This is a genomic window from Anabaena sp. FACHB-83 (assembly GCF_014697485.1).
In the GTDB taxonomy this organism is placed as follows: domain Bacteria; phylum Cyanobacteriota; class Cyanobacteriia; order Cyanobacteriales; family Nostocaceae; genus Nostoc_B.
The window spans coordinates 184,242-202,349 of the sequence record NZ_JACJRY010000008.1; the positions used below are offsets into that span (position 1 = coordinate 184,242).

An 18,108-nucleotide genomic window follows, 5' to 3' on the forward strand; every position below is an offset into this window, starting at 1 on the left:
ACTTACATTACATCCACATTGGATAGGGGTTGAGTTGTTCTTCTGTCAGAGGCTGTTGCAACCAACCCATTTTTACGGGAACATCATAAAGCCTTCCTGAACCTAAACGTTTCCACATATGGCGCATTCCCGGTACAATTACTTTGGCTACTCTCAGTCCAATGTCAGGGCGAGTCTGATCGAGAACGAGCATTTCTAGACCATTTTCTTCCACTATTTTCTGGCAAAGCTTGACATCTTCTAGGAGGTCGTTACTGGCCAGTTGGGGATAATCTGTATAGAGTTTAGGAGTTTGTTGATTAGGAAGTAGATAAGGGTGGTTGGAAACATTCGCAGATTTCCACCATTCAATAGCGAGGCGATCGCCAAATGAGGGATATTGAGTGCTACCATCCGCATTAGCTAACAACAAGTTCGGTAGAATTTGGTTAACTTCCGTTAAAGCTCGACTAATTGCCAGTTTTGGATCAAAATGAGCGCCATATCCCAGGATAATATCTTCTACATATTGATCAGTTCTGCGACTAATCGCAGCAAAAGTAGGAATATTTAGGTCATTAGTAATATCTAACACCCACAATTGCCTGTCAATAGCTTGATAATATTTATTTAAATTTTCAAAATAAGGCTCACAAAAACTCTCTAAATTTACCAGAGGTTTTGGCAAGCGATTGTACCACCATAAGGCTACACAATCCCGTTCAACTAATTCCATAAATCCTTGAAGAATAGCTTCTTCGAGGGTATTACCTGCCGCACAGCCATTGGAGTCTGCCCAACAATCTGGTTGATCTTGGGGATAGCCATAATAGCAGTAAGCTGTTGGTAGATATTTGAATTCTTGATTGGTTAAAGACCAAACTGGTGTCCAGTCTATTTCTCTGTCTATATCAAAGAGTGGGGGAACTTTTTGAAACCAACCTTCACACTCACTATTCCATTGCTCCCGATGCTGATATTGCTGTTGACTAAAATTCATACAAGCATTAGGATGAATGGCTTTGTCTCCCAGTTTTTGGTAACTGCTTTTGTGTCTGATTTCATCTCCCTGAAATACCCCAGAATATCTCTCTATCGCTTCACAAAAAGCACTCGCCTGGGCTTGAATATCTGTTTTTCCTTTGCCTGCACTCCTGCCACCAATATTTTGACGTAAGCTATGCAAATCATCAAAAATACTTTGAAAATGATGCTTGGCAATATATGTATGCGTCAACCCATTTCCTGGTATTCTCGTTAATTCTCGGACAATACCTGTAATTGGACTAATATGATGTTGATATTTTCTGAGAGTTTCTTGTGGTGAACAAGTACGATGTCCGCCGTCATAAATAAAAGTTTTTTGGCGATTTTCTAAAACAATAGGTAGGGGTTGTTTGTCTAATATCTGGGCTTGATCTCCACAACTAGGACATTGGGAACGCTTGACAAGGATGTGTTCTTGGATTTGCAGTGTCAAAGTATCGTATGTGATGAGAGTCCCTGCTAATCTTTGATTTTCACCTTGCACAATCCACTTAAATATTTCTGTCGCCACCATTCCCAATACTGTATGTATTGTAGAATTTAAAAATCCCAATGGAGGAGATAAAGAAATTTGTTTGTGTCTGTGAATGAAGCTGGCGATCGGTCTATTATGCCGTAAGCGAATTGCTAGACATTCCCAACATCCTGTTTTGTCTGGCTCAAATATCGGCCCTATCCACGGAATTGTTCCTAAAGGATTGACTAATAGCCAGGGAGTGCGGGAATGTAAAGCTTGTTTATTAAATTCTTCTAGTTCAGGATGCAGGTAATCATCAGTTAATACTATAGTGACATCTCCAGTATCTACTATTTGAATACCCAAAGATTGAAGGATGACAATTAACTCATTGTGATGAACAGAACCACAAGTTTTAACAGCAACATATACTGATTGCAATCTTTGAGCAGCTAGTGTAGGCTCAATATTCAGATGATGGCAAAAGATAGCTAAATTTGCAGGTAGTGAGTCATGCTGTTCTACCAGATGACCTTTTTGTTGCATTTGAAATAAAGCATATTGAGCCTTGACACTAACCTCAAGTAGATTTTCAAAAAAATGACTATCTTCAGGAGATAATTGTTGAGAGCTAATGAGTGATAATTGAATTATGTCAATAATTTCATCAAGACTATAATGGTTTTCTTTGATTAAAGCAGCTATTTGACAAGAAAGCAGATCATTTAATACAACTTCTTCTCGTTCAGACAAAAGAAGTAGTTTATCCGTTTCTAGTATTTCAATAAGGTAAGCAGGATTGAAATATAATTTGCTAATCATTGTTTTTGAAAAGAATCAATAAGAACCTTTAAGATAGTGTTTAAAAAGTTGTTGGTTATAATTATTAGTATTTTTTGATACTCTTATTAACTATTCGCCCAAATATTACCAAAATTTTGGGCTATTTTTTCAGCTTTTTCTTAAGATTTAAGACTTATGATAGGATTCTGATTTGATTTCTAAATTATCGGTTGAGGTGGGGAGTAATCAAATTAAAGTCCTATTATGCCAGTTCTTGATTATTTAGGTGTAATTATGTAAGATGCTTAAATAATTACTGCTTAAGAAGGACTTGATAATCTAGCGAAAAAGGCAAAATTTACACATAGATAAGCTCTCATGCTAGATTTTCAGGATTTATGGAAATTTCTCACGTTCATTTTTATGTAGAAGATGCTGCGGCTTGGCGGGATTGGTTCGTATACTATCTGGGATTTGCCGCCGTTAATAGTGGAATAAGTTCAGCACACACTTGCACTGAAATGGTGCAGAGTGGTGCTATTTGCTTTTTGCTATCTTCACCATTATTGCCGACAAGTCCGGTTGCCGAGTTTTTGCGCCTCCATCCTCCTGGGGTGGCGGATATTGCTTTTACTGTGCCAGATGTGGAAGTTGCGATCGCGCAAGCAGCAGCCCAAGGTGCGACCATCTTAGAACCCATCCAAGAATATGCCGGCTGTAGGTGCGGTAAAATTGCGGCTTGGGGTGGGATGACTCATACTTTGATGGAAAAATCAGCCAGTGTGAATTGGGAAGCACGCGATCGCCCCATGTTTACCGCCATTGATCATTTAGTGTTAAATGTACCAGTTGGTGAGTTAGAGCCTGCTGTGGCTTGGTACAAAAACGTTTTAGATTTGCAACCACAACAAGCGTTTAAAATTAAAACTGATCGCTCTGGATTGTACAGCCAAGTGTTAATTTCCCGGAATGGCAGTGTACAATTACCAATTAATGAACCAACTTCTCCTAATTCGCAAATTCAAGAATTTTTGGATGTGAATCACGGTGCAGGTATTCAACACATTGCGTTGCGAACATCAAACTTAATTAGTGCGATCGCCCAATTACGTAGCCGTGGTTTATCTTTATTGTCGGTTCCCCAGACTTATTACTCCCAGTTAAAAAAGCGGACAGAATTTCCCTTATCACCCTTAGAATTAGAAGCGATCGCTCAACAAGAAATTTTAGTAGATTGGCAAGCTAATACCCAAAACGCATTATTACTGCAAATTTTTACTCAACCTATTTTTGGACAACCGACATTTTTCTTTGAGTTTATTGAACGACGTTTTCAAGCACAAGGTTTTGGCGAAGGTAATTTTCGCGCTTTATTTGAAGCCATTGAAAGCGAACAAATAAAACGTGGAACTTTACACTTTGAATAAACAACTAGTTTTGCTGATTGCTGCCAAGTTGGCTACATATACCTGAGCATCACTGCTAAATTATGAATGGGAAATAACTTGCGGGCTTGATGAGCCAAGTTTTACTACACTACATGCTAAAGCATTAACAACGGACGGTTTAGGTTGGTTGCTTATTTTGCTTACTTTTTTTGAGAGATTGCTACTGTTTTTCTGGTAGCGATCAGCCTCAAAATTCTTTATCTCGAAAAGGACAGATATAACAGGAAGTCCTTGTTGATTACTCCTATCCTCACCTCATTCATCTTGTAATGAATGAGGGCTTTTTTATTTAGTAGAATTTACACCAATCACACCAATAATAATTAAAACTATTGATAAAAATTTCACCAGAGACATCGATTCTCGAAACCAAATTACACCAATCGTAGCGATGACAGTTGTTCCTAAACCAGACCAAACAGAATAAGCAACGCTGACTTCAATTTTTTTGAGAGCTAAAGTTAAAAAGCTAAAACATATTCCATAACAAACAAAAATTAATACTGAGGGAATAGTTCTTGTAAATCCCTCAGACAATTTCATAGAAGTTGTCCCAGCGACTTCAAATAATATTGCTGTAATGAGATAAATCCAACTATTTATCATATTTATTGATTTATTACAAGATGATAATGGGAATATGATTTTGACAATCAAACAGAATGAATAAAAACTATATAATTTATAAATTATAGATTTCTGCTATTTTGATAACATTTATCCTCATCTGATTAAATTTGCCAAAATTATGTGAATCACATACCCTAATTCTTCAAAAAGTCGGAGATATATCAATAATTCAAATTTATATTCAGTTTACCACACCTCTATTATGGGGGTTTACCGTACTACTAACAACATTCGGTAATCATGATGAAATTGGTGCTAAAAACCGAATTTACACCCCTAGAGTTTATGAATACGATAAGAACAAAGCAAATGATTTAACCCTAAATCAACTAAACAAACTGAGAAATTAAAAGAGGTGGGAATATGACACTAGTACGTTGGAATCCTTGGCAAGAAATTAACACTCTCCAAAGACAAATTAACCGTTTATTTGAAGAAGAAATGCTACCATCTACTTTACTTGACAGAACCTTGGCAAAAGTTCCGGCTGCGGAATTACAAGAAACTGAAGAAGCAATTCATCTCAAACTAGAATTGCCAGGAATTGAAGCTAAAGACTTAGATGTGCAAGTGACTGAAAAAGCTGTCTATGTTAGTGGTGAACGTAAATCTGAAACCAAAACAGAAGGCAAAGGCATTACCAAGAGTGAATTTCACTATGGTAAATTCCAACGTTTGATTCCTTTACCAACTCGCATTCAAAATACCAATGTGACTGCTGATTATAAAGATGGTATTTTGAATTTGACATTGCCTAAAGCTGAAGACGAAAAGAAAAAAGTCGTCAAGCTAAATCTAGAATCTATTGGCTAAAAATTAGAGACGTTGTGTTGCAACGTCTCTATTCACATCTCGTACTGAATCATATCCCCGACTTGTTCAAGAAGTCGGGAATCTTGTTGTTCACGAATAGTTGAAAATTGTTACAAACTGCGATTTCTACCGGATGATTCTTTTCTGTCCATAGGAAAAACTTCAAAATCGAAAGTTGCAATCAGACGGTCATCAATGTATACCTGTATTTTATGTTTACCAGGAGGATCACCTGCTGCGATCGTCCAATAGTTTTGAATCACACCATCATTCGCTATGGTTTTGCGCCTCATTACCGACTCTGTACCGTCAGCAGAGACTGAAAAGTTTTCACCATCATCTGTAGCCCAAGTTTCTGGGGGTTTTGGCAAGCGTAAGACTTCTCGCCATGTAACTTCGCCTTGGTAGTCTTTGAGTTGAATCCGCCACCCATATTTACTACCTTCTTGTAGTGGTACTCTGAATGTGGGGATGAAGTTAACTTTACCTCTAGCATCAACTCTCGCTATCCCAAACTCAGCTTTATCAATCGCAATCGGCTTTTTAGTATTGCTTGCTTGAGAAATAGACCGAGATGATGCTGTTTTATCGGCGGCGATCGCTACTTTAGCATTGATTGGCTGAGAAGCTACCAACCCGGAAACTAGCCAAGAAGAAGTTAGTACAACTATTGCAGTCCAAATTCTCATTAGCAAAATTGTTGGTCATTTACTAGTACTTATTCCCATCCTCCTACCTGGCTTCCGGGTTTACTCCCAATAAACAGGCAAATTGGCAGAATAAATATTGAAGCATTAATAATCAGTTTATAGTTAAATTGACAACATCAATTCAAGTAATTAAAAATACTTTTCTCTCCAGCAACTTAGCAGAACTGCAAAAACTATCATTACAATTTTTCAGTGTAGGTGCTAAATGTGCATTGATTATTTTTAATACGGAATTTTTGATATGTAAGCAATTGCTGACAGTTGGCAATTTGCTAAATAATCATTGCTGCATTACACGTTGCGATCGCAAGTGTAGCAGAGATAAAAATTCTGCCAACTCAACTAACCCTTCGGCTTCCCTTTGTTCTGCGTGGGTAAGCATTTCACCTGTATCTTGGCGATCAAGTAGAACTTGAAGACGTTCTTGGACAGCTTCGGGAAGTTTGAAATGAGTTAGTTCAACTGGTATCTCGATAATTTCAGGCATACAAAGTATGTCTTGTAAAATTGCCACCACTTCTAGAGCTAGTGTAACTCAATATTCTTCAGAGAATCGCCAGTGGTGATTTGGTGCGATCGCATCTGTCTTTAAAGTTCTTCTACAATCACACCGCCCGATTTTAATAATTGAATGGCTTCCTCTTTTTGCATCCTAGCAGTGGCGATGAGGTCTGACCCTCTACCTAAACGATGAAAGACTCGAAGAATTTTCCCGTTCTCATCTTCTATTGTGACCAGAAAATTTCTTGTCGTAGTCATCACTCTACCCGCTTCTATAATTTCAACTCCTTTGCTTCTTGTCTGAACTACAAAGACTTGTCCTTCTTCCAGAACATCTCTATCAACAATTTCATCAGCAGCTTTTGAGCTATTAAGTACAGAATTTGCTGTATCAAAATCAGAAGAATGCGCGGTAGGAATTTTTACAAGTAAACTGCCAGTCAGGAATATCATACTTGCAAGCGGAAGTAGGTAAAGCTTTGAAATAGCCATTTATTTTCGTTGTTTACTGAGTAACTGATTCTTGTATAACGTAAGTAAGATACTCTACGCAATGTATCGTGCGATCGCTCTCATCCAAATATAGAGTTATGATACAAGGTTGATGTGCTGCTATGTTAGATTATGGTTACGGTGTAAGCACAATTCAGCTTTCTACAACCAGCTATGCGGTAAATTGAACAGTTATAATTTGACTTATTACTGTGAAAATTTCCATTTGGTTTGGTGAGTATGGATTTTACAGCCACTTTAAATGAGATTAAGACCCTCACTATTGAAGAACGCATTCGTCTTGTGCAAGCTATTTGGGACAGCATTGCAGCAGAACAGAGTTCCCCTGATATTACAGAAGCGCAAAAACAAGAACTTGAGCGCCGGATTAACGATTACGAAGCTAATCCAGATAATGTTATGACATGGGATGAAATTAAAGCTTCAATTAAAAGACAATAATGGATTACGTTTTAGTATTTCGTCCAGAAGTTCGTGATGAACTCGATGAGGCGTATAGTTGGTATGAAAATCAGCAAGCTGGACTTGGCGATGAGTTTTTGGAATGTGTAGACGATCTTCTAAATAGAATTTGCCAAATGCCAGAATCTTATGCTGTTGTCTATAACGATATAAGAAGAGCTATTTTACAGCGTTTTCCTTATGCTATTTACTATCGAATTGTCTCTAGTCGAATTATTGTAATAGCAATTTTTCATGGGCGAAGAAATCCCACAATTTGGCAAAAGAGAAATTAGCAAGTTACTTTTATTGAATGGAAAAATTACTATTTATCGCCTGCTGTGATTTTGTGCGATCGCGCTAAAATATTGCTTAGAAGCTGAATGCTAAAGGATGAGCTTAATGTCAATTGTTGTTACCCTTAGCCCAGAATTAGAAGCATTACTACGTGATAAAGCTGCTCGCCAAGGTCAAGATGTTAGTATTGTTGCATCTGAGTTACTAGCCAGTGTCCTAGAGTGGGAAGTGCAGGAGTCACAAGAGGCTGTACAAGGTATTCAAAAAGGATTAGATGATTTTGATGCAGGAAGTTTTCGGTCTTTTAATGAGTTGGTGATTGAACGTGCTGTGAGTCAATTTTCACCAGAAGAACTATCTGCTTTTCGTAATTGGTTCGCAGAATTTGATGCAGCTATTTGGGATCAAAAGTTTGAGAAAGATGTACAAACAGGAAAGCTCAATAATCTTGCTCAGAAAGCGTTAGAACATCTGCGGAAATGACACTGTACGGATCTGTGATACACAAAGCAACTCCAGACTTTTGGTATCACTACCGACAGTTACCACGCAATATTCAGGAACTCGCTGATCAGTGTTATGCTTGACTCAAACAAGACCCCTGGTATCCATCACTGCATTTCAAGAAAGTAGGGAGTTTTTGGTCTGCACGAATCGGCTTACACTATCGAGCATTAGCTGTTCAAGAAGAGAACAAAATAGTTTGGTTTTGGATTGGCTCACATTCAGAATACGATAAACTTCTAGGGCAGTAGCACAAAAATAAATTACTGAAACTGTATCTGTAATGCGATCGCTCTCATTCAGAAACTAGAATAATGATATAGAAAAATCTGGGAGATTATTAGGTATGACTCCAGTATTTAATGAGAAATCAGCTATTATCCGTACAGAACGTGGTCTGACGATCGCTGGAACACGCATCACTATTTATGATGTTATGGATCACCTTTTGGCTGGATGGACACCTCAATTGATCCGAAATTGGCTTCCTTTAACAGAAGAACAACTTGATGCTGCACTTGCATATATTAACTCCAACCGTACTGAAGTAGAAGCAGAATATCAAACAGTTTTAAAAGAAACCCAAGAGCTACGTAAATACTGGGAAGAGAAAAACCGCGATCGCCTTGCACAAATAGCTAAAATCCAACCAAAGCCAGGACAAGAAGAGATTTATGCTAAACTTCTGGCTTGGAAAGCTAACCTCGGTCTTATGTGCGATCGCTTTTAGCCAGCATTACCAAATTATACAAATAGCTGATTGTAGTGAATGAGAAAGCGATTTTTGTTGATATTGCTGGCTTTGTGGGAAATCTATGTGTAGTTGATCACAAAGAATATTAACCTATGGGAACAGCACAAAAAGCAAAATCATTCTTACGCGGTAATAAGTTATATCAGCAACGCGCACGTAAAGCTTTACCATTACTTATAGCAAAAGCTACCGCAAATCAAACAATGTTTTATTTTGAGTTAGCTGATGAGCTAGAGATAAATAATCCAAGAAATTTGAATTATGTTTTGGGTAGTATAGGTAACACTCTCCAAGAGTTATCAGAAGAGAGGGGCTATGAAATTCCACCCATCAACCTTTTAGTTTTGAATAAAAGAATAGGTTTACCGGGTGAAGGTGTTGAAAAATTTATTCCTAAAGAAGAATTTAGCAAGCTTACTCCTAAAGAAAAGCAATTAATTGTTGATAGACTACTCCACGAAGTTTACACATATCCACACTGGAATAGAGTTCTTGCACACTGTAACCTTAGCCCTCAACCTGTGAAGGATAATTCAAGTTTAAGTTTATTTGACGCTATTCAACGTAGACAAGGGAATGAAGGCGAAAGCGAATTTCATCAAAATTTGAAGAGTTATATTTGCTCAAATCCTGATGTGGTAGGATTACCTAAAAATATTACTGGTAAAACAGAATATAGTTTGCCTTCAGGAGATACGGTTGATGTGCTTTTTCAGCTTGAACAAGAGTGGGTAGCTGTTGAAGTAAAATCTAGGATCTCTGATGATTCAGATATAGTTCGTGGATTGTTTCAATGTGTTAAGTATCAAGCAGTAATTGAGGCTTATCAAATAGTTATTGGTTGTAAAGCTAGTTGTCATGTTTTACTTGCTATGGAAAATCAATTTCCTACCAAACTCCTTCAAATGAAAAATCTGCTGGGAATAGAAGTTATTGATAAACTTCGGGGCCATTCTCAAACTTGATGTGATATGGAATAAGCTAATGACTAAATAACAAATAGCCATTAGCCATACTCATAAAAAACTCTCTGCGTTTGAATTTACGCAGTCCGAAAACGTGCCAACTCCTCGCCTGTCTTCGCATCGTGGGCGTGGACTGTACACACAAGACAGGAATCAAAAGAACGGGCGACGTGTCCAACTTCTACAGGGTCAGTCGGATCTTCAATAGGTGTCCCTACTAACGCTTCTTCAATGGGGCCGCGTTTATCTTGACCGTCACGGGGGCCGATGTTCCACGTACCAGGGGCAATTACTTGGTAGTTCTTAATCTTACCGCCTTCGATGTCTACCCAGTGACACAAAGCACCCCGCGCGGCTTCGGTTGCGCCCCAACCTTTGCCGTCTTTTTCTGTGGGTTTAATATACCAAGGGTCGTTTAACTTGAACTCACGCAAACAGTGTTCGGCTTGGCGATATAGTTTAACGATTTCGTGGAGTCTGGCTAACTGACGAACGTGAATATTAGCACCGCCCATTTTTTTGAATACATCAAGAATAAACCCATCATGATGTTGCCAAGATTCGCCGTGATTACCACCTGCTACTAATTGACGCGCTAAGGGGCCTGCTTCTAAGCGTCCGAAGTCTTTGTGTAATACGGCACTTGCCCAAGAATAGGCATTCTCGAAGTCTTTTGTATTATTGGCAGTGGGTTTTGTAGTGCGATCGCTTGGATGAATATCTGCTGTCCCTTCATCGTACCAAGAATGGGTTAAATTCTCGCGGGCGAAGGACTGATCCATTAGGCTGTGCGTGTCGGTGAAGCTGTCATACACGCCACCCTTCATAATCATCGCCGCATTCCGCCCTGCAATAGTCGGTTTTTGGTATTTATCCTCATGGGCTAAATATCCCCAAGTGACGTATTTACCAACACCAGCGCCATATCTATCTAGACCAATATCTAGACCCATCCGCCAATAAAAGCCTAAGTCTGACTCACGATGTTTGATGTCTTCATCTAACCAGTTCATAAAGTCATCGTAAGTCTGTATTTCTTCGTAGCGTTCTAAAGAACAGCCTAACCATACTGGTTCTAACCAGTTGGTACGGAAATATTCTAAAATTGCCCAGGCGCGGGTAATGTCGGTGAGGGTGGGGGCGCACATCACACCACCAGGCACCATATAACTGCTGTGCGGCCATTGTCCACCTAGTAGAGCGTAAATCTCCACAGGTTTGGCGGAAATGGTCACACCGAGTTCGTAAGATTTCCCGGTGAAGGCGGAAAAGCGTCTGACTGCTTCATCATAGAAGCGGCTACTGCGGTAGTTTTTATTTGTTAAGTCAATGGCGAACAATCCATAAAAGTAACGGGGGATACTTTGGATAGTTTCGACAATTTGACCGAGGTTTCTGGCTAAGATGGCGTTGCGTGGTACTTCTGTACCCCAGGCTGTATCTAACGCCCAAGATGCAGAAGTGAGGTGAGAACCGCCGCAAATACCGCAAATCCGGGGTGTGACAATTAATCCGGCTTGGGGGTCTTTGCCACGGAGGATAATTTCAAATCCGCGAAATAGTTCGGCGTGAGTCCAGGCGTTGACTACATAGCCGTCGGCAATTTCCACGCGGACATCTAAATCACCCTCGACTCTCCCGACGGGTGATATATCTAATGTTTGTTTTCCCATTTATTTTGTCCTTTGTTATTTGTCATTTGTCATTTGTTGGTGTTGTTTATTAGAGAGGATTTATCTCACGCAGAGACGCAGAGGCGCGGAGAGAATAGGGAGTAGTAGATTTAACTACCTTGATTCAGTCACACCGTTTTTTACTAATGACTAATGACCAATGACTAAACTGTGAAAAAGTCTTCTTCTGCCCAAGGTGGTGCGGCATCTTTGGCGACCATTGTTAAGAGGGCGTAGTCTTTTTTGTTGACTCCTGGTGGTAGTTCTTTGGGAACTCCCATGACGGTTTGGGTTTTAAATACGGTTCCGGGTTTGAGGTCAAAGAAGGGAAATTCTGGTTCTGTACAACCTAAACACGGCATTCCGGCGCGGGTTTTGGAGGAGACGCGGTTCCACAAGATGCGGTTACAGGATGAATGAGTCATGGGGCCGCGACAGCCTAAGTCGTAGAACAGACAGCCTTTACGTTGACCAAATTCGGCGGTTGTGGCTTTGTAGGCAAAGTGGACGTTGCGGGTACAGCCTGTTTGGGTAAAGGTGTTGAAGAAGGTTTGGGGGCGATTGAGTTCATCCAAAGCAATATCGCCGATGCGTCCGGTAGCGATCGCCACTAATATCTGCGTTATCCAGTCAGGGTGTGCGGGACATCCTGGAATGTTGATCACAGGTAAGCCAGATTTGGCGCGGAAGTCTTTACCTAAAAAGCCACCTTCTTGTCGTTTGAGAAATTGTAAGCCTTGGGATTCGCTGGGGTTGGGAGACATGGCGGGAATCCCGCCCCAAGTAGCACAATCTCCAACAGCAACTATGAAGCTGGCAGCTTTGGCTAGGTCGATTAACCAATCTTTCATGGGGCGATCGGCGAAGCGATTCCATTCACCTGTGCCGTTAGGGGCATTTACTACACTGCCTTCAAATACCAAAATATCTAAAGGGATGTTTCCTAAAATGCAGTCCCAAAGCAGGGTTTGTAAGTTATTGCCTAATTCCAACCCCAAGGAAGGATGCCAAAGCACTTTAATGCCAAAGTCAGATATGAGGTCGCATACTGTCGGTTCTTCGGCATTTAGAAACGACATGGTGTTGCCCGAACAGGCACCACCTTGCAGCCAGAGTACGTTAGTCATTGGCTATGTGTTGGTTGATTTTTTATCCAGGTGATCAGCGTTGTAGAGTCTCACCTGTTTTTGATGTTTATTCTTCACCATAAGGTATTTTTTTATTATATTTTTATTTTTTCAAGAAAAATTAATTATCTTCAGGATGATGTAAATATGATGCAGAGGCAATAATAGTTCATATTTTGAAGGTTTAAATAGGTATTTATGGCTATCAAATAATATATTTAGTTTGCTAGTGATACAAAAAATAATTTTAATCAGGAGAGTATGGAATTTTGATAATAATATTGTTAATTCTCCTCTAGATTTTTGAAAATAGAGTGTTTTATAGTAAGGAAACTGGGGGATAAAGTATGAAGTGTAAAGTCTGAAGTCTGAAATTTATGCTTTGATGTCTCACTACAAACCACAACATCAATAAGTTACCCATAATTAATTGCTCTCTAGCGAAATATATGGGTGTATTTATTCATACTTCATACTTCATACTTCATACTTTCATAGCCTTTGGTAGTGAGGAAAATTTTGTGTATTTTGATGGCGGGAATCGAGTAATTTTCTTAATAGCTAGAGTAGGGTAATTATGACACCTAGCATTACAGATTCGGCGGTGAAAGCAGCTGTAGCAGCGATCGCGTCGGAGTCAGCAACGACAGCAGAAAAAATCCAGATGCTCATCGAAATGGCACAAGGGTTTCAAAAGAAGCCGAAAACTGCCCAGGATTTGCGAAATGCAGTTGGATTGTATTATCGTGCTTATGAAATGTCTGGTAATGAGTATCCACTGCTGAAGGCTAAGGCGCAGGTGGGAATGGCTGGAACTTTGCAGATTATTCCCCACACGGATACGGAATTGCTGCTACAAGCCAAGGCTGGTTATGAAGAAGCATTACCAGTTTTACAAGAGTTAGCCACGCCGGAGGAAGTTGCAGAGGCGCAGATGAATTATGGCTTGGTGTTGCAATCTTTAGCGCCGTATAATTTAGCGCGAATTAGTGATAGTATTCAGGCTTATCATGAAGCTTTGCGGGTGTTTACCTGGGAAGATTACCCGCAAGATTACGCGATTTTATACAACAATATTGCGATCGCTTACCTGTCGATGCCAATGGCTTCAGAAAGGGAATATTTACGCCAGGGGTTAGCAGTCCAATCATTTGAAGTTGCTCTCAAGCATATTAATTTGATTGACCATCCCAGAGAATATGCCATGCTGCAAAATAATTTAGGTAACGCTTTGCAGTATTTAGTTAGTTCTCATCCTGTCGAAAATAATTTAAAGGCGATCGCAGCATACAATGAGGCGTTAAAAGTGCGTAATTCTAGGGATACACCTTTAGAATATGCTAACACAATTTCCAACAAAGCTAATGCCTTATTCAACTTACCTGATAATCCTGAAAAGCCAGAATTAGGTAATCCTAACAATCTTTTACAAGCACGTAATTACTATCAAGAAGCTTGGTCAATATTTACCGAACATCAACAGTTAGAACAAGCTGAGTTAGTCGTACAGGCATTAAAAGATGTAGAAGTGGAAATTATGGCTAGTAGTTAGGCTTACAGCTAGATTTATTGTCAGGAATTCAGGAGTAAGAAGGGTTAAAGAATTAGGGGAAGATTTGGTAAATGAATATCCTAGTTATATAACAGTCATTATAAATTCTGACTTCTGACTTCTGACTCCTGGGTGCTGAATTCTGACGATTTATTAACGAACCGCAAAGGACACAAAGAGCGCGTTCGCGCAGCGTCTCGCAGAGAAGGAAGAAAAATGAGTGAGTTATTGAGCAATTTTAGTGTGAGTGATTTTCTCACGAGTATGGTGTCTAGTGACATCAACATAGTTACTGGATTTTTGTGGCTAATTATCGCAACAGTTATCTCGATGATTGGCGGTGCAATTGGCGGGATGATTTTAGCAGGTAAAGATATTGGTTATTCTTTTTCGGCAATGTTGGGGGCGTTATTTGCTCCGGCTGGTGCAGTTCCAGCAATACTTTTAGGTTTTGCTTTATTAACTTTGTTAAATAAATACTAGGAGGAAAAATGTTTGAATTAGGTTGGTTTTCGGCTAAGTTATTTTTCCGAGGTAAGCTATTACGCGAACCTATGTATTTTGTGCAACAAACTGGCATTGGGATTAGTGTTGGTTTGCTATCACTATTAGCACTAGCCCAAGCCGAAATTCCTTTGTGTATTCCTATAACCCTATCTAGTTTAATTACAGGCGCTTTGATGCCTTTCTTACTGAAAGATTTCAAAATGAAGTAATGAAATAGTCAACATTTCACACTTCACACTTCATACTTCACACTTCACACTTCACACTTTTATTGATGACAAACCTCGAAGAATTCATTGAAGAAATTAACCGCTTTGAGGCAATTATATCTGAGTGGGATGAAAGTCAAAGGTGTGTAGCTGTCGGTTTAAAACGAGCAATTGAAGCTTTGCATAAAGAAGCACTGACAAGGTTAATTAAAAGCCTGAAACAAGATTCAGTGTCAGCTTTGCGCCATGCTGCTGATGATCAAGTTGTGTATGCAGTGTTGCTATATCATGACTTAGTTAAACCACCGTTACCACCAATATTACAACGCATTCAAGCCGCCCTTGATGAAGTACGTCCAGGGTTAAAAAGCCACAATGGAGATATAGAATTAGTTGCTTTTAAACCACCAGATACAGTAGAAGTTAGGTTAATCGGAACTTGCAGCAGTTGTCCAGCTTCTAATTTGACTTTATCTCAGGGAGTCGAACAGGCAATTAAAAATTATTGTCCAGAAATTACGCAAGTGGTTGCGGTTGGCGATCGCTCTACGGTAGATAATACCAATACTGGTTTAACTACTCCTTTTCCGCCCACAATTACAACTGCTTGGGTGAGGGTAGCAACAGTAGAACAAATTCCTGATGCGGGGATATTTGTCACCAAAGTTGGCGGACATTCACTGATTTTATATCGTCAAGGCGATCGCATTACCTGTTACCGCAACGCTTGTTCTCATCTCGCATCACCACTGGACGGCGGAAAGGTAGAAAATGGCATCATCACCTGTCCTACTCACGGGTTTCAATATCAACTAGATACAGGGAAATGTTTAACTGCTGATGTCCCTTTACACTCCTATCCAGTTCAAATTAAAGGTGATAAGGCGTTTGTCAAAATTTCCCGATAATCAGGAACCCTTACATTCACATTAGGACTTACACATAAAAACGAAAAATCAAGGGTTGAGGAGAGGGTGTAGAGGCGAAATCAAGTCAAAAGTCAAAAATTCTCTTACTTTTGAACTTTGAATTTTGATTTCTCCGTAGGGGTGTATGTCTCCAAAGCCCCACCCCTGATACCCTTTCGCCTCTAAACCCCATCTCCACAAACAATCTTGCTGCGTAAGTCCTGAGTTAATATCAATCAATAGCCGCTATGCTTATATTATATATTTGTGAAATTTTCACAAATATATAGTTTAGTATGCAGAGGTTACTATGCTCATAGAGTTTAGTGTTGGTAATTACCGTTCTTTTAAGGATAAAGTTACCTTTAGCATGGTTGCGGCTAACATTGTTGCCAAAGATAAGCAACTTGATGATAACAATATTTTTGCAGTTGATGACGAGTTGAAATTACTTAAAAGTGCGGCAATTTATGGTGCTAATGCTAGTGGAAAGAGTAATCTAGCAAAAGCCATGAACTTTATGAAGTGGTTTATGATTAACTCTTCTAAGGAAACACAAAGCACAGAAAAAATTAGAGTTGAGCCTTTTAGATTAAGCACAGAAACCGAAACACAACCATCTTTATTTGAAATTGTCTTTTTATTAAATAACAAAAAGTATAGATATGGATTTGAAGCTAATCAAGAAAGAGTTGTTTCTGAGTGGCTATTTTACGTTCCTAATAAAAGAGAAACTCGGCTGTTTGAAAGAGTGAATAATGGGAATACTGATAAAATCAATTTATCTAAAACCTTTAAAGGTGAGGGTATTCATCCAAAAACTAGACGCAATGCACTTTTTTTATCAGTAGCTGCTCAATTTAATGTCAAAATTGCTGAAAAAATACTATATTGGCTTACTAGAGAATTACAAATTATATCGGGATTAAACGATAAACTGTATTTAAATTACACATTAAGTCGTTTGTCAGAAATGATAGACAATGATGAAACAGAAGTTTTTAGATTAATAAAAAAATTAGATTTAGGTATTCAGGAAATAATAGTAGAAGAAAAAAACAAAGAGTTAAGACAAGCTTTCTCTAGAGAAAATTTTCCTGTTCAAGATATTCCTAAGTTAGATTTAATTATTAAAACATTGCATACAAAATTTGATAAACAAGGTAATTATGTGTCCGCAGAATTATTTGATTTAAATCATCAGGAATCGGAAGGAACTAAAAAAATTGTAGCGATTGCTGGCCATTTAGTAGATACTCTTAAAGATGGTAAAACTTTAATATTTGACGAGTTTGATGCTAGACTACATCCTTTAATTAGCAAAGCAATTGTTACATTATTTAACTCTAATGAAACAAACTATCATAATGCACAATTAATATTTATGACACATGATACTAATTTACTCACCAATAAACTCTTCCGTAGAGATCAGATTTGGTTTACTGAAAAGAACAAATATGGTGCAACAGATTTATATTCATTAGTAGAATATAAAATCCGCAATGATGCTTCATTTGAAAGTGACTACATTAAAGGCAGATATGGCGCAATTCCATTTATTGGTGATTTGAGTCAAATTTTTGGTGAGTCTCATGCCTAGAAAAGACTCAAAAACAACCTCATATCGTGGCTACGCCGACAGAAAAGTTGCAACAAGAGAGTTAAATGAAAGATTTTTAATCATTTGTGAAGGCGATAAAACAGAACCGAATTACTTCAAAAGCTTTCGTGTTCCCAAAGATGTGATAGATGTTAGAGGATTAGGCGCTAATCCTAGCAAACTAGTAGAAAAAGCCAAGGAATTAAAAGCGCAAGGAGATTACGATCAAGTTTGGTGTGTATTTGACCGAGATGATTGGCCTAAACAAGATTTTAACAATGCAATTGCAAATGCCGAAAGAGAAGGATTTAAAGTTGCTTACTCTAATGAAGCTTTTGAACTCTGGTATGTCTTACACTTTGAATTTCTCAACACTGGACTTCCTCGTAAAGATTACAGTGCTAAATTAGATAAGTTTCTGCAAAAGAAATATCAAAAAAATAGTTCAACAATTTATGAGGAGATAGAAATTCGGCAAGCTACTGCTATTAAACACGCGAAGAATCTTCTCAAACAATATGATCCTCCCAATCCAGAAAGTGATAATCCTTCAACAACAGTACATTATCTAGTTGAAGAGCTAAATAAATTTATTAGATGATATAGGAATCCGGTTTGATTTCTGAATTTATTTGTGTAGGTAGGGAATAGAGAATGGGGAGTCGGGAGTATGAAAGAAGCCTGATC

At 38.7% G+C, this 18,108-nt stretch carries 20 protein-coding genes and 1 pseudogene; 14 read left to right on the plus strand and 7 right to left on the minus strand.

What is annotated here, in order from left to right; translation table 11 throughout:
- Positions 1–7 precede the first annotated feature (7 nt).
- Positions 8–2,305, minus strand: a complete 2,298-nt coding sequence (locus tag H6G79_RS12850) for a TOMM precursor leader peptide-binding protein (protein WP_190590211.1) — start codon at positions 2,303–2,305, stop codon at positions 8–10.
- A 359-nt stretch (positions 2,306–2,664) separates the two neighbouring features.
- Here H6G79_RS12850 and hppD point away from each other — a divergent pair, with 359 nt between their 5' ends.
- Complete coding sequence (gene hppD, locus H6G79_RS12855) at positions 2,665–3,693, plus strand: 4-hydroxyphenylpyruvate dioxygenase (protein ID WP_190590210.1); 1,029 nt, start codon at positions 2,665–2,667, stop codon at positions 3,691–3,693.
- 306 nt (positions 3,694–3,999) lie between these two features.
- Here the strand turns inward: hppD and H6G79_RS12860 are convergent, their stop codons facing one another.
- Entirely contained in the window at positions 4,000–4,320 is a 321-nt protein-coding gene (locus H6G79_RS12860) for a multidrug efflux SMR transporter (RefSeq protein ID WP_190590209.1), read from the minus strand.
- Positions 4,321–4,707: 387 nt separating this feature from the next.
- Between H6G79_RS12860 and H6G79_RS12865 the strand changes: the two genes are divergently transcribed.
- On the plus strand, positions 4,708–5,157 hold the full coding sequence (locus tag H6G79_RS12865) for an Hsp20/alpha crystallin family protein (protein WP_190590208.1): 450 nt from the start codon (positions 4,708–4,710) through the stop codon (positions 5,155–5,157).
- 110 nt (positions 5,158–5,267) lie between these two features.
- Here the strand turns inward: H6G79_RS12865 and H6G79_RS12870 are convergent, their stop codons facing one another.
- The 3 genes from H6G79_RS12870 to H6G79_RS12880 form a co-directional block, all read right to left on the minus strand.
- Positions 5,268–5,846: a hypothetical protein gene (locus H6G79_RS12870; RefSeq protein WP_190590207.1), complete on the minus strand. Its 579-nt coding sequence runs from the start codon at positions 5,844–5,846 to the stop codon at positions 5,268–5,270.
- 301 nt (positions 5,847–6,147) lie between these two features.
- On the minus strand, positions 6,148–6,354 hold the full coding sequence (locus H6G79_RS12875; protein ID WP_190590206.1) for a hypothetical protein: 207 nt from the start codon (positions 6,352–6,354) through the stop codon (positions 6,148–6,150).
- A 101-nt stretch (positions 6,355–6,455) separates the two neighbouring features.
- Entirely contained in the window at positions 6,456–6,860 is a 405-nt protein-coding gene (locus H6G79_RS12880; RefSeq protein WP_242048305.1) for a hypothetical protein, read from the minus strand.
- A gap of 240 nt (positions 6,861–7,100) precedes the next feature.
- On the opposite strand from H6G79_RS12880, the gene H6G79_RS12885 reads away from it, so the two are divergent.
- The 6 genes and pseudogenes from H6G79_RS12885 (at position 7,101) to H6G79_RS12905 (ending at position 9,842) form a co-directional block, all read left to right on the plus strand.
- The gene (locus H6G79_RS12885) at positions 7,101–7,322 is read left to right on the plus strand and encodes an addiction module protein (RefSeq protein WP_190590205.1); all 222 of its coding nucleotides are present in this window, start codon (positions 7,101–7,103) and stop codon (positions 7,320–7,322) included.
- Positions 7,322–7,618 (plus strand): type II toxin-antitoxin system RelE/ParE family toxin, encoded by a 297-nt coding sequence (locus H6G79_RS12890; protein ID WP_190590204.1) that lies wholly within the window; start codon positions 7,322–7,324, stop codon positions 7,616–7,618. The genes H6G79_RS12885 and H6G79_RS12890 overlap by 1 nt, the downstream gene beginning before the upstream one ends.
- A gap of 106 nt (positions 7,619–7,724) precedes the next feature.
- Positions 7,725–8,102 carry a hypothetical protein gene (locus H6G79_RS36710; protein ID WP_242048306.1) on the plus strand — a complete coding sequence of 126 codons (378 nt, stop codon included), beginning with the start codon at positions 7,725–7,727 and terminating at the stop codon, positions 8,100–8,102.
- Between the two features lie 14 nt (positions 8,103–8,116).
- Positions 8,117–8,374: pseudogene (locus tag H6G79_RS36715) on the plus strand (hypothetical protein).
- Between the two features lie 95 nt (positions 8,375–8,469).
- Complete coding sequence (locus H6G79_RS12900) at positions 8,470–8,853, plus strand: DUF433 domain-containing protein (protein WP_190590203.1); 384 nt, start codon at positions 8,470–8,472, stop codon at positions 8,851–8,853.
- 116 nt (positions 8,854–8,969) lie between these two features.
- The gene (locus H6G79_RS12905; RefSeq protein WP_190590202.1) at positions 8,970–9,842 is read left to right on the plus strand and encodes a hypothetical protein; all 873 of its coding nucleotides are present in this window, start codon (positions 8,970–8,972) and stop codon (positions 9,840–9,842) included.
- A 77-nt stretch (positions 9,843–9,919) separates the two neighbouring features.
- Here H6G79_RS12905 and H6G79_RS12910 read toward each other — a convergent pair whose 3' ends face one another.
- Positions 9,920–11,515 carry a nickel-dependent hydrogenase large subunit gene (locus tag H6G79_RS12910; RefSeq protein ID WP_190590201.1) on the minus strand — a complete coding sequence of 532 codons (1,596 nt, stop codon included), beginning with the start codon at positions 11,513–11,515 and terminating at the stop codon, positions 9,920–9,922.
- A 164-nt stretch (positions 11,516–11,679) separates the two neighbouring features.
- Positions 11,680–12,642, minus strand: coding sequence for a hydrogenase small subunit (locus tag H6G79_RS12915; protein ID WP_190590200.1), 963 nt, complete (start codon positions 12,640–12,642; stop codon positions 11,680–11,682).
- A gap of 577 nt (positions 12,643–13,219) precedes the next feature.
- On the opposite strand from H6G79_RS12915, the gene H6G79_RS12920 reads away from it, so the two are divergent.
- The 6 genes from H6G79_RS12920 (at position 13,220) to H6G79_RS12945 (ending at position 18,022) form a co-directional block, all read left to right on the plus strand.
- Positions 13,220–14,194, plus strand: coding sequence for a hypothetical protein (locus H6G79_RS12920; protein ID WP_190590199.1), 975 nt, complete (start codon positions 13,220–13,222; stop codon positions 14,192–14,194).
- A 216-nt stretch (positions 14,195–14,410) separates the two neighbouring features.
- Positions 14,411–14,677 (plus strand): hypothetical protein, encoded by a 267-nt coding sequence (locus H6G79_RS12925; RefSeq protein WP_190590198.1) that lies wholly within the window; start codon positions 14,411–14,413, stop codon positions 14,675–14,677.
- Between the two features lie 8 nt (positions 14,678–14,685).
- On the plus strand, positions 14,686–14,910 hold the full coding sequence (locus H6G79_RS12930; protein ID WP_190590197.1) for a hypothetical protein: 225 nt from the start codon (positions 14,686–14,688) through the stop codon (positions 14,908–14,910).
- 65 nt (positions 14,911–14,975) lie between these two features.
- Entirely contained in the window at positions 14,976–15,818 is an 843-nt protein-coding gene (locus H6G79_RS12935; RefSeq protein ID WP_190590196.1) for a NifU family protein, read from the plus strand.
- Between the two features lie 310 nt (positions 15,819–16,128).
- The gene (locus H6G79_RS12940) at positions 16,129–17,421 is read left to right on the plus strand and encodes an ATP/GTP-binding protein (RefSeq protein ID WP_190590195.1); all 1,293 of its coding nucleotides are present in this window, start codon (positions 16,129–16,131) and stop codon (positions 17,419–17,421) included.
- On the plus strand, positions 17,414–18,022 hold the full coding sequence (locus H6G79_RS12945) for an RloB family protein (RefSeq protein WP_190590194.1): 609 nt from the start codon (positions 17,414–17,416) through the stop codon (positions 18,020–18,022). The genes H6G79_RS12940 and H6G79_RS12945 overlap by 8 nt, the downstream gene beginning before the upstream one ends.
- The last annotated feature ends 86 nt before the right edge of the window (positions 18,023–18,108 follow it).

Bases quoted from the DNA above. Each gene is read 5' to 3' on its own strand.
- H6G79_RS12850 (WP_190590211.1), bottom strand. From the start codon at position 2,305: ATGATTAGCAAATTATATTTCAATCCTGCTTACCTTATTGAAATACTA.
- hppD (WP_190590210.1), top strand. From the start codon at position 2,665: ATGGAAATTTCTCACGTTCATTTTTATGTAGAAGATGCTGCGGCTTGG.
- H6G79_RS12860 (WP_190590209.1), bottom strand. From the start codon at position 4,320: ATGATAAATAGTTGGATTTATCTCATTACAGCAATATTATTTGAAGTC.
- H6G79_RS12865 (WP_190590208.1), top strand. From the start codon at position 4,708: ATGACACTAGTACGTTGGAATCCTTGGCAAGAAATTAACACTCTCCAA.
- H6G79_RS12870 (WP_190590207.1), bottom strand. From the start codon at position 5,846: ATGAGAATTTGGACTGCAATAGTTGTACTAACTTCTTCTTGGCTAGTT.
- H6G79_RS12875 (WP_190590206.1), bottom strand. From the start codon at position 6,354: ATGCCTGAAATTATCGAGATACCAGTTGAACTAACTCATTTCAAACTT.
- H6G79_RS12880 (WP_242048305.1), bottom strand. From the start codon at position 6,860: ATGGCTATTTCAAAGCTTTACCTACTTCCGCTTGCAAGTATGATATTC.
- H6G79_RS12885 (WP_190590205.1), top strand. From the start codon at position 7,101: ATGGATTTTACAGCCACTTTAAATGAGATTAAGACCCTCACTATTGAA.
- H6G79_RS12890 (WP_190590204.1), top strand. From the start codon at position 7,322: ATGGATTACGTTTTAGTATTTCGTCCAGAAGTTCGTGATGAACTCGAT.
- H6G79_RS36710 (WP_242048306.1), top strand. From the start codon at position 7,725: ATGTCAATTGTTGTTACCCTTAGCCCAGAATTAGAAGCATTACTACGT.
- H6G79_RS12900 (WP_190590203.1), top strand. From the start codon at position 8,470: ATGACTCCAGTATTTAATGAGAAATCAGCTATTATCCGTACAGAACGT.
- H6G79_RS12905 (WP_190590202.1), top strand. From the start codon at position 8,970: ATGGGAACAGCACAAAAAGCAAAATCATTCTTACGCGGTAATAAGTTA.
- H6G79_RS12910 (WP_190590201.1), bottom strand. From the start codon at position 11,515: ATGGGAAAACAAACATTAGATATATCACCCGTCGGGAGAGTCGAGGGT.
- H6G79_RS12915 (WP_190590200.1), bottom strand. From the start codon at position 12,642: ATGACTAACGTACTCTGGCTGCAAGGTGGTGCCTGTTCGGGCAACACC.
- H6G79_RS12920 (WP_190590199.1), top strand. From the start codon at position 13,220: ATGACACCTAGCATTACAGATTCGGCGGTGAAAGCAGCTGTAGCAGCG.
- H6G79_RS12925 (WP_190590198.1), top strand. From the start codon at position 14,411: ATGAGTGAGTTATTGAGCAATTTTAGTGTGAGTGATTTTCTCACGAGT.
- H6G79_RS12930 (WP_190590197.1), top strand. From the start codon at position 14,686: ATGTTTGAATTAGGTTGGTTTTCGGCTAAGTTATTTTTCCGAGGTAAG.
- H6G79_RS12935 (WP_190590196.1), top strand. From the start codon at position 14,976: ATGACAAACCTCGAAGAATTCATTGAAGAAATTAACCGCTTTGAGGCA.
- H6G79_RS12940 (WP_190590195.1), top strand. From the start codon at position 16,129: ATGCTCATAGAGTTTAGTGTTGGTAATTACCGTTCTTTTAAGGATAAA.
- H6G79_RS12945 (WP_190590194.1), top strand. From the start codon at position 17,414: ATGCCTAGAAAAGACTCAAAAACAACCTCATATCGTGGCTACGCCGAC.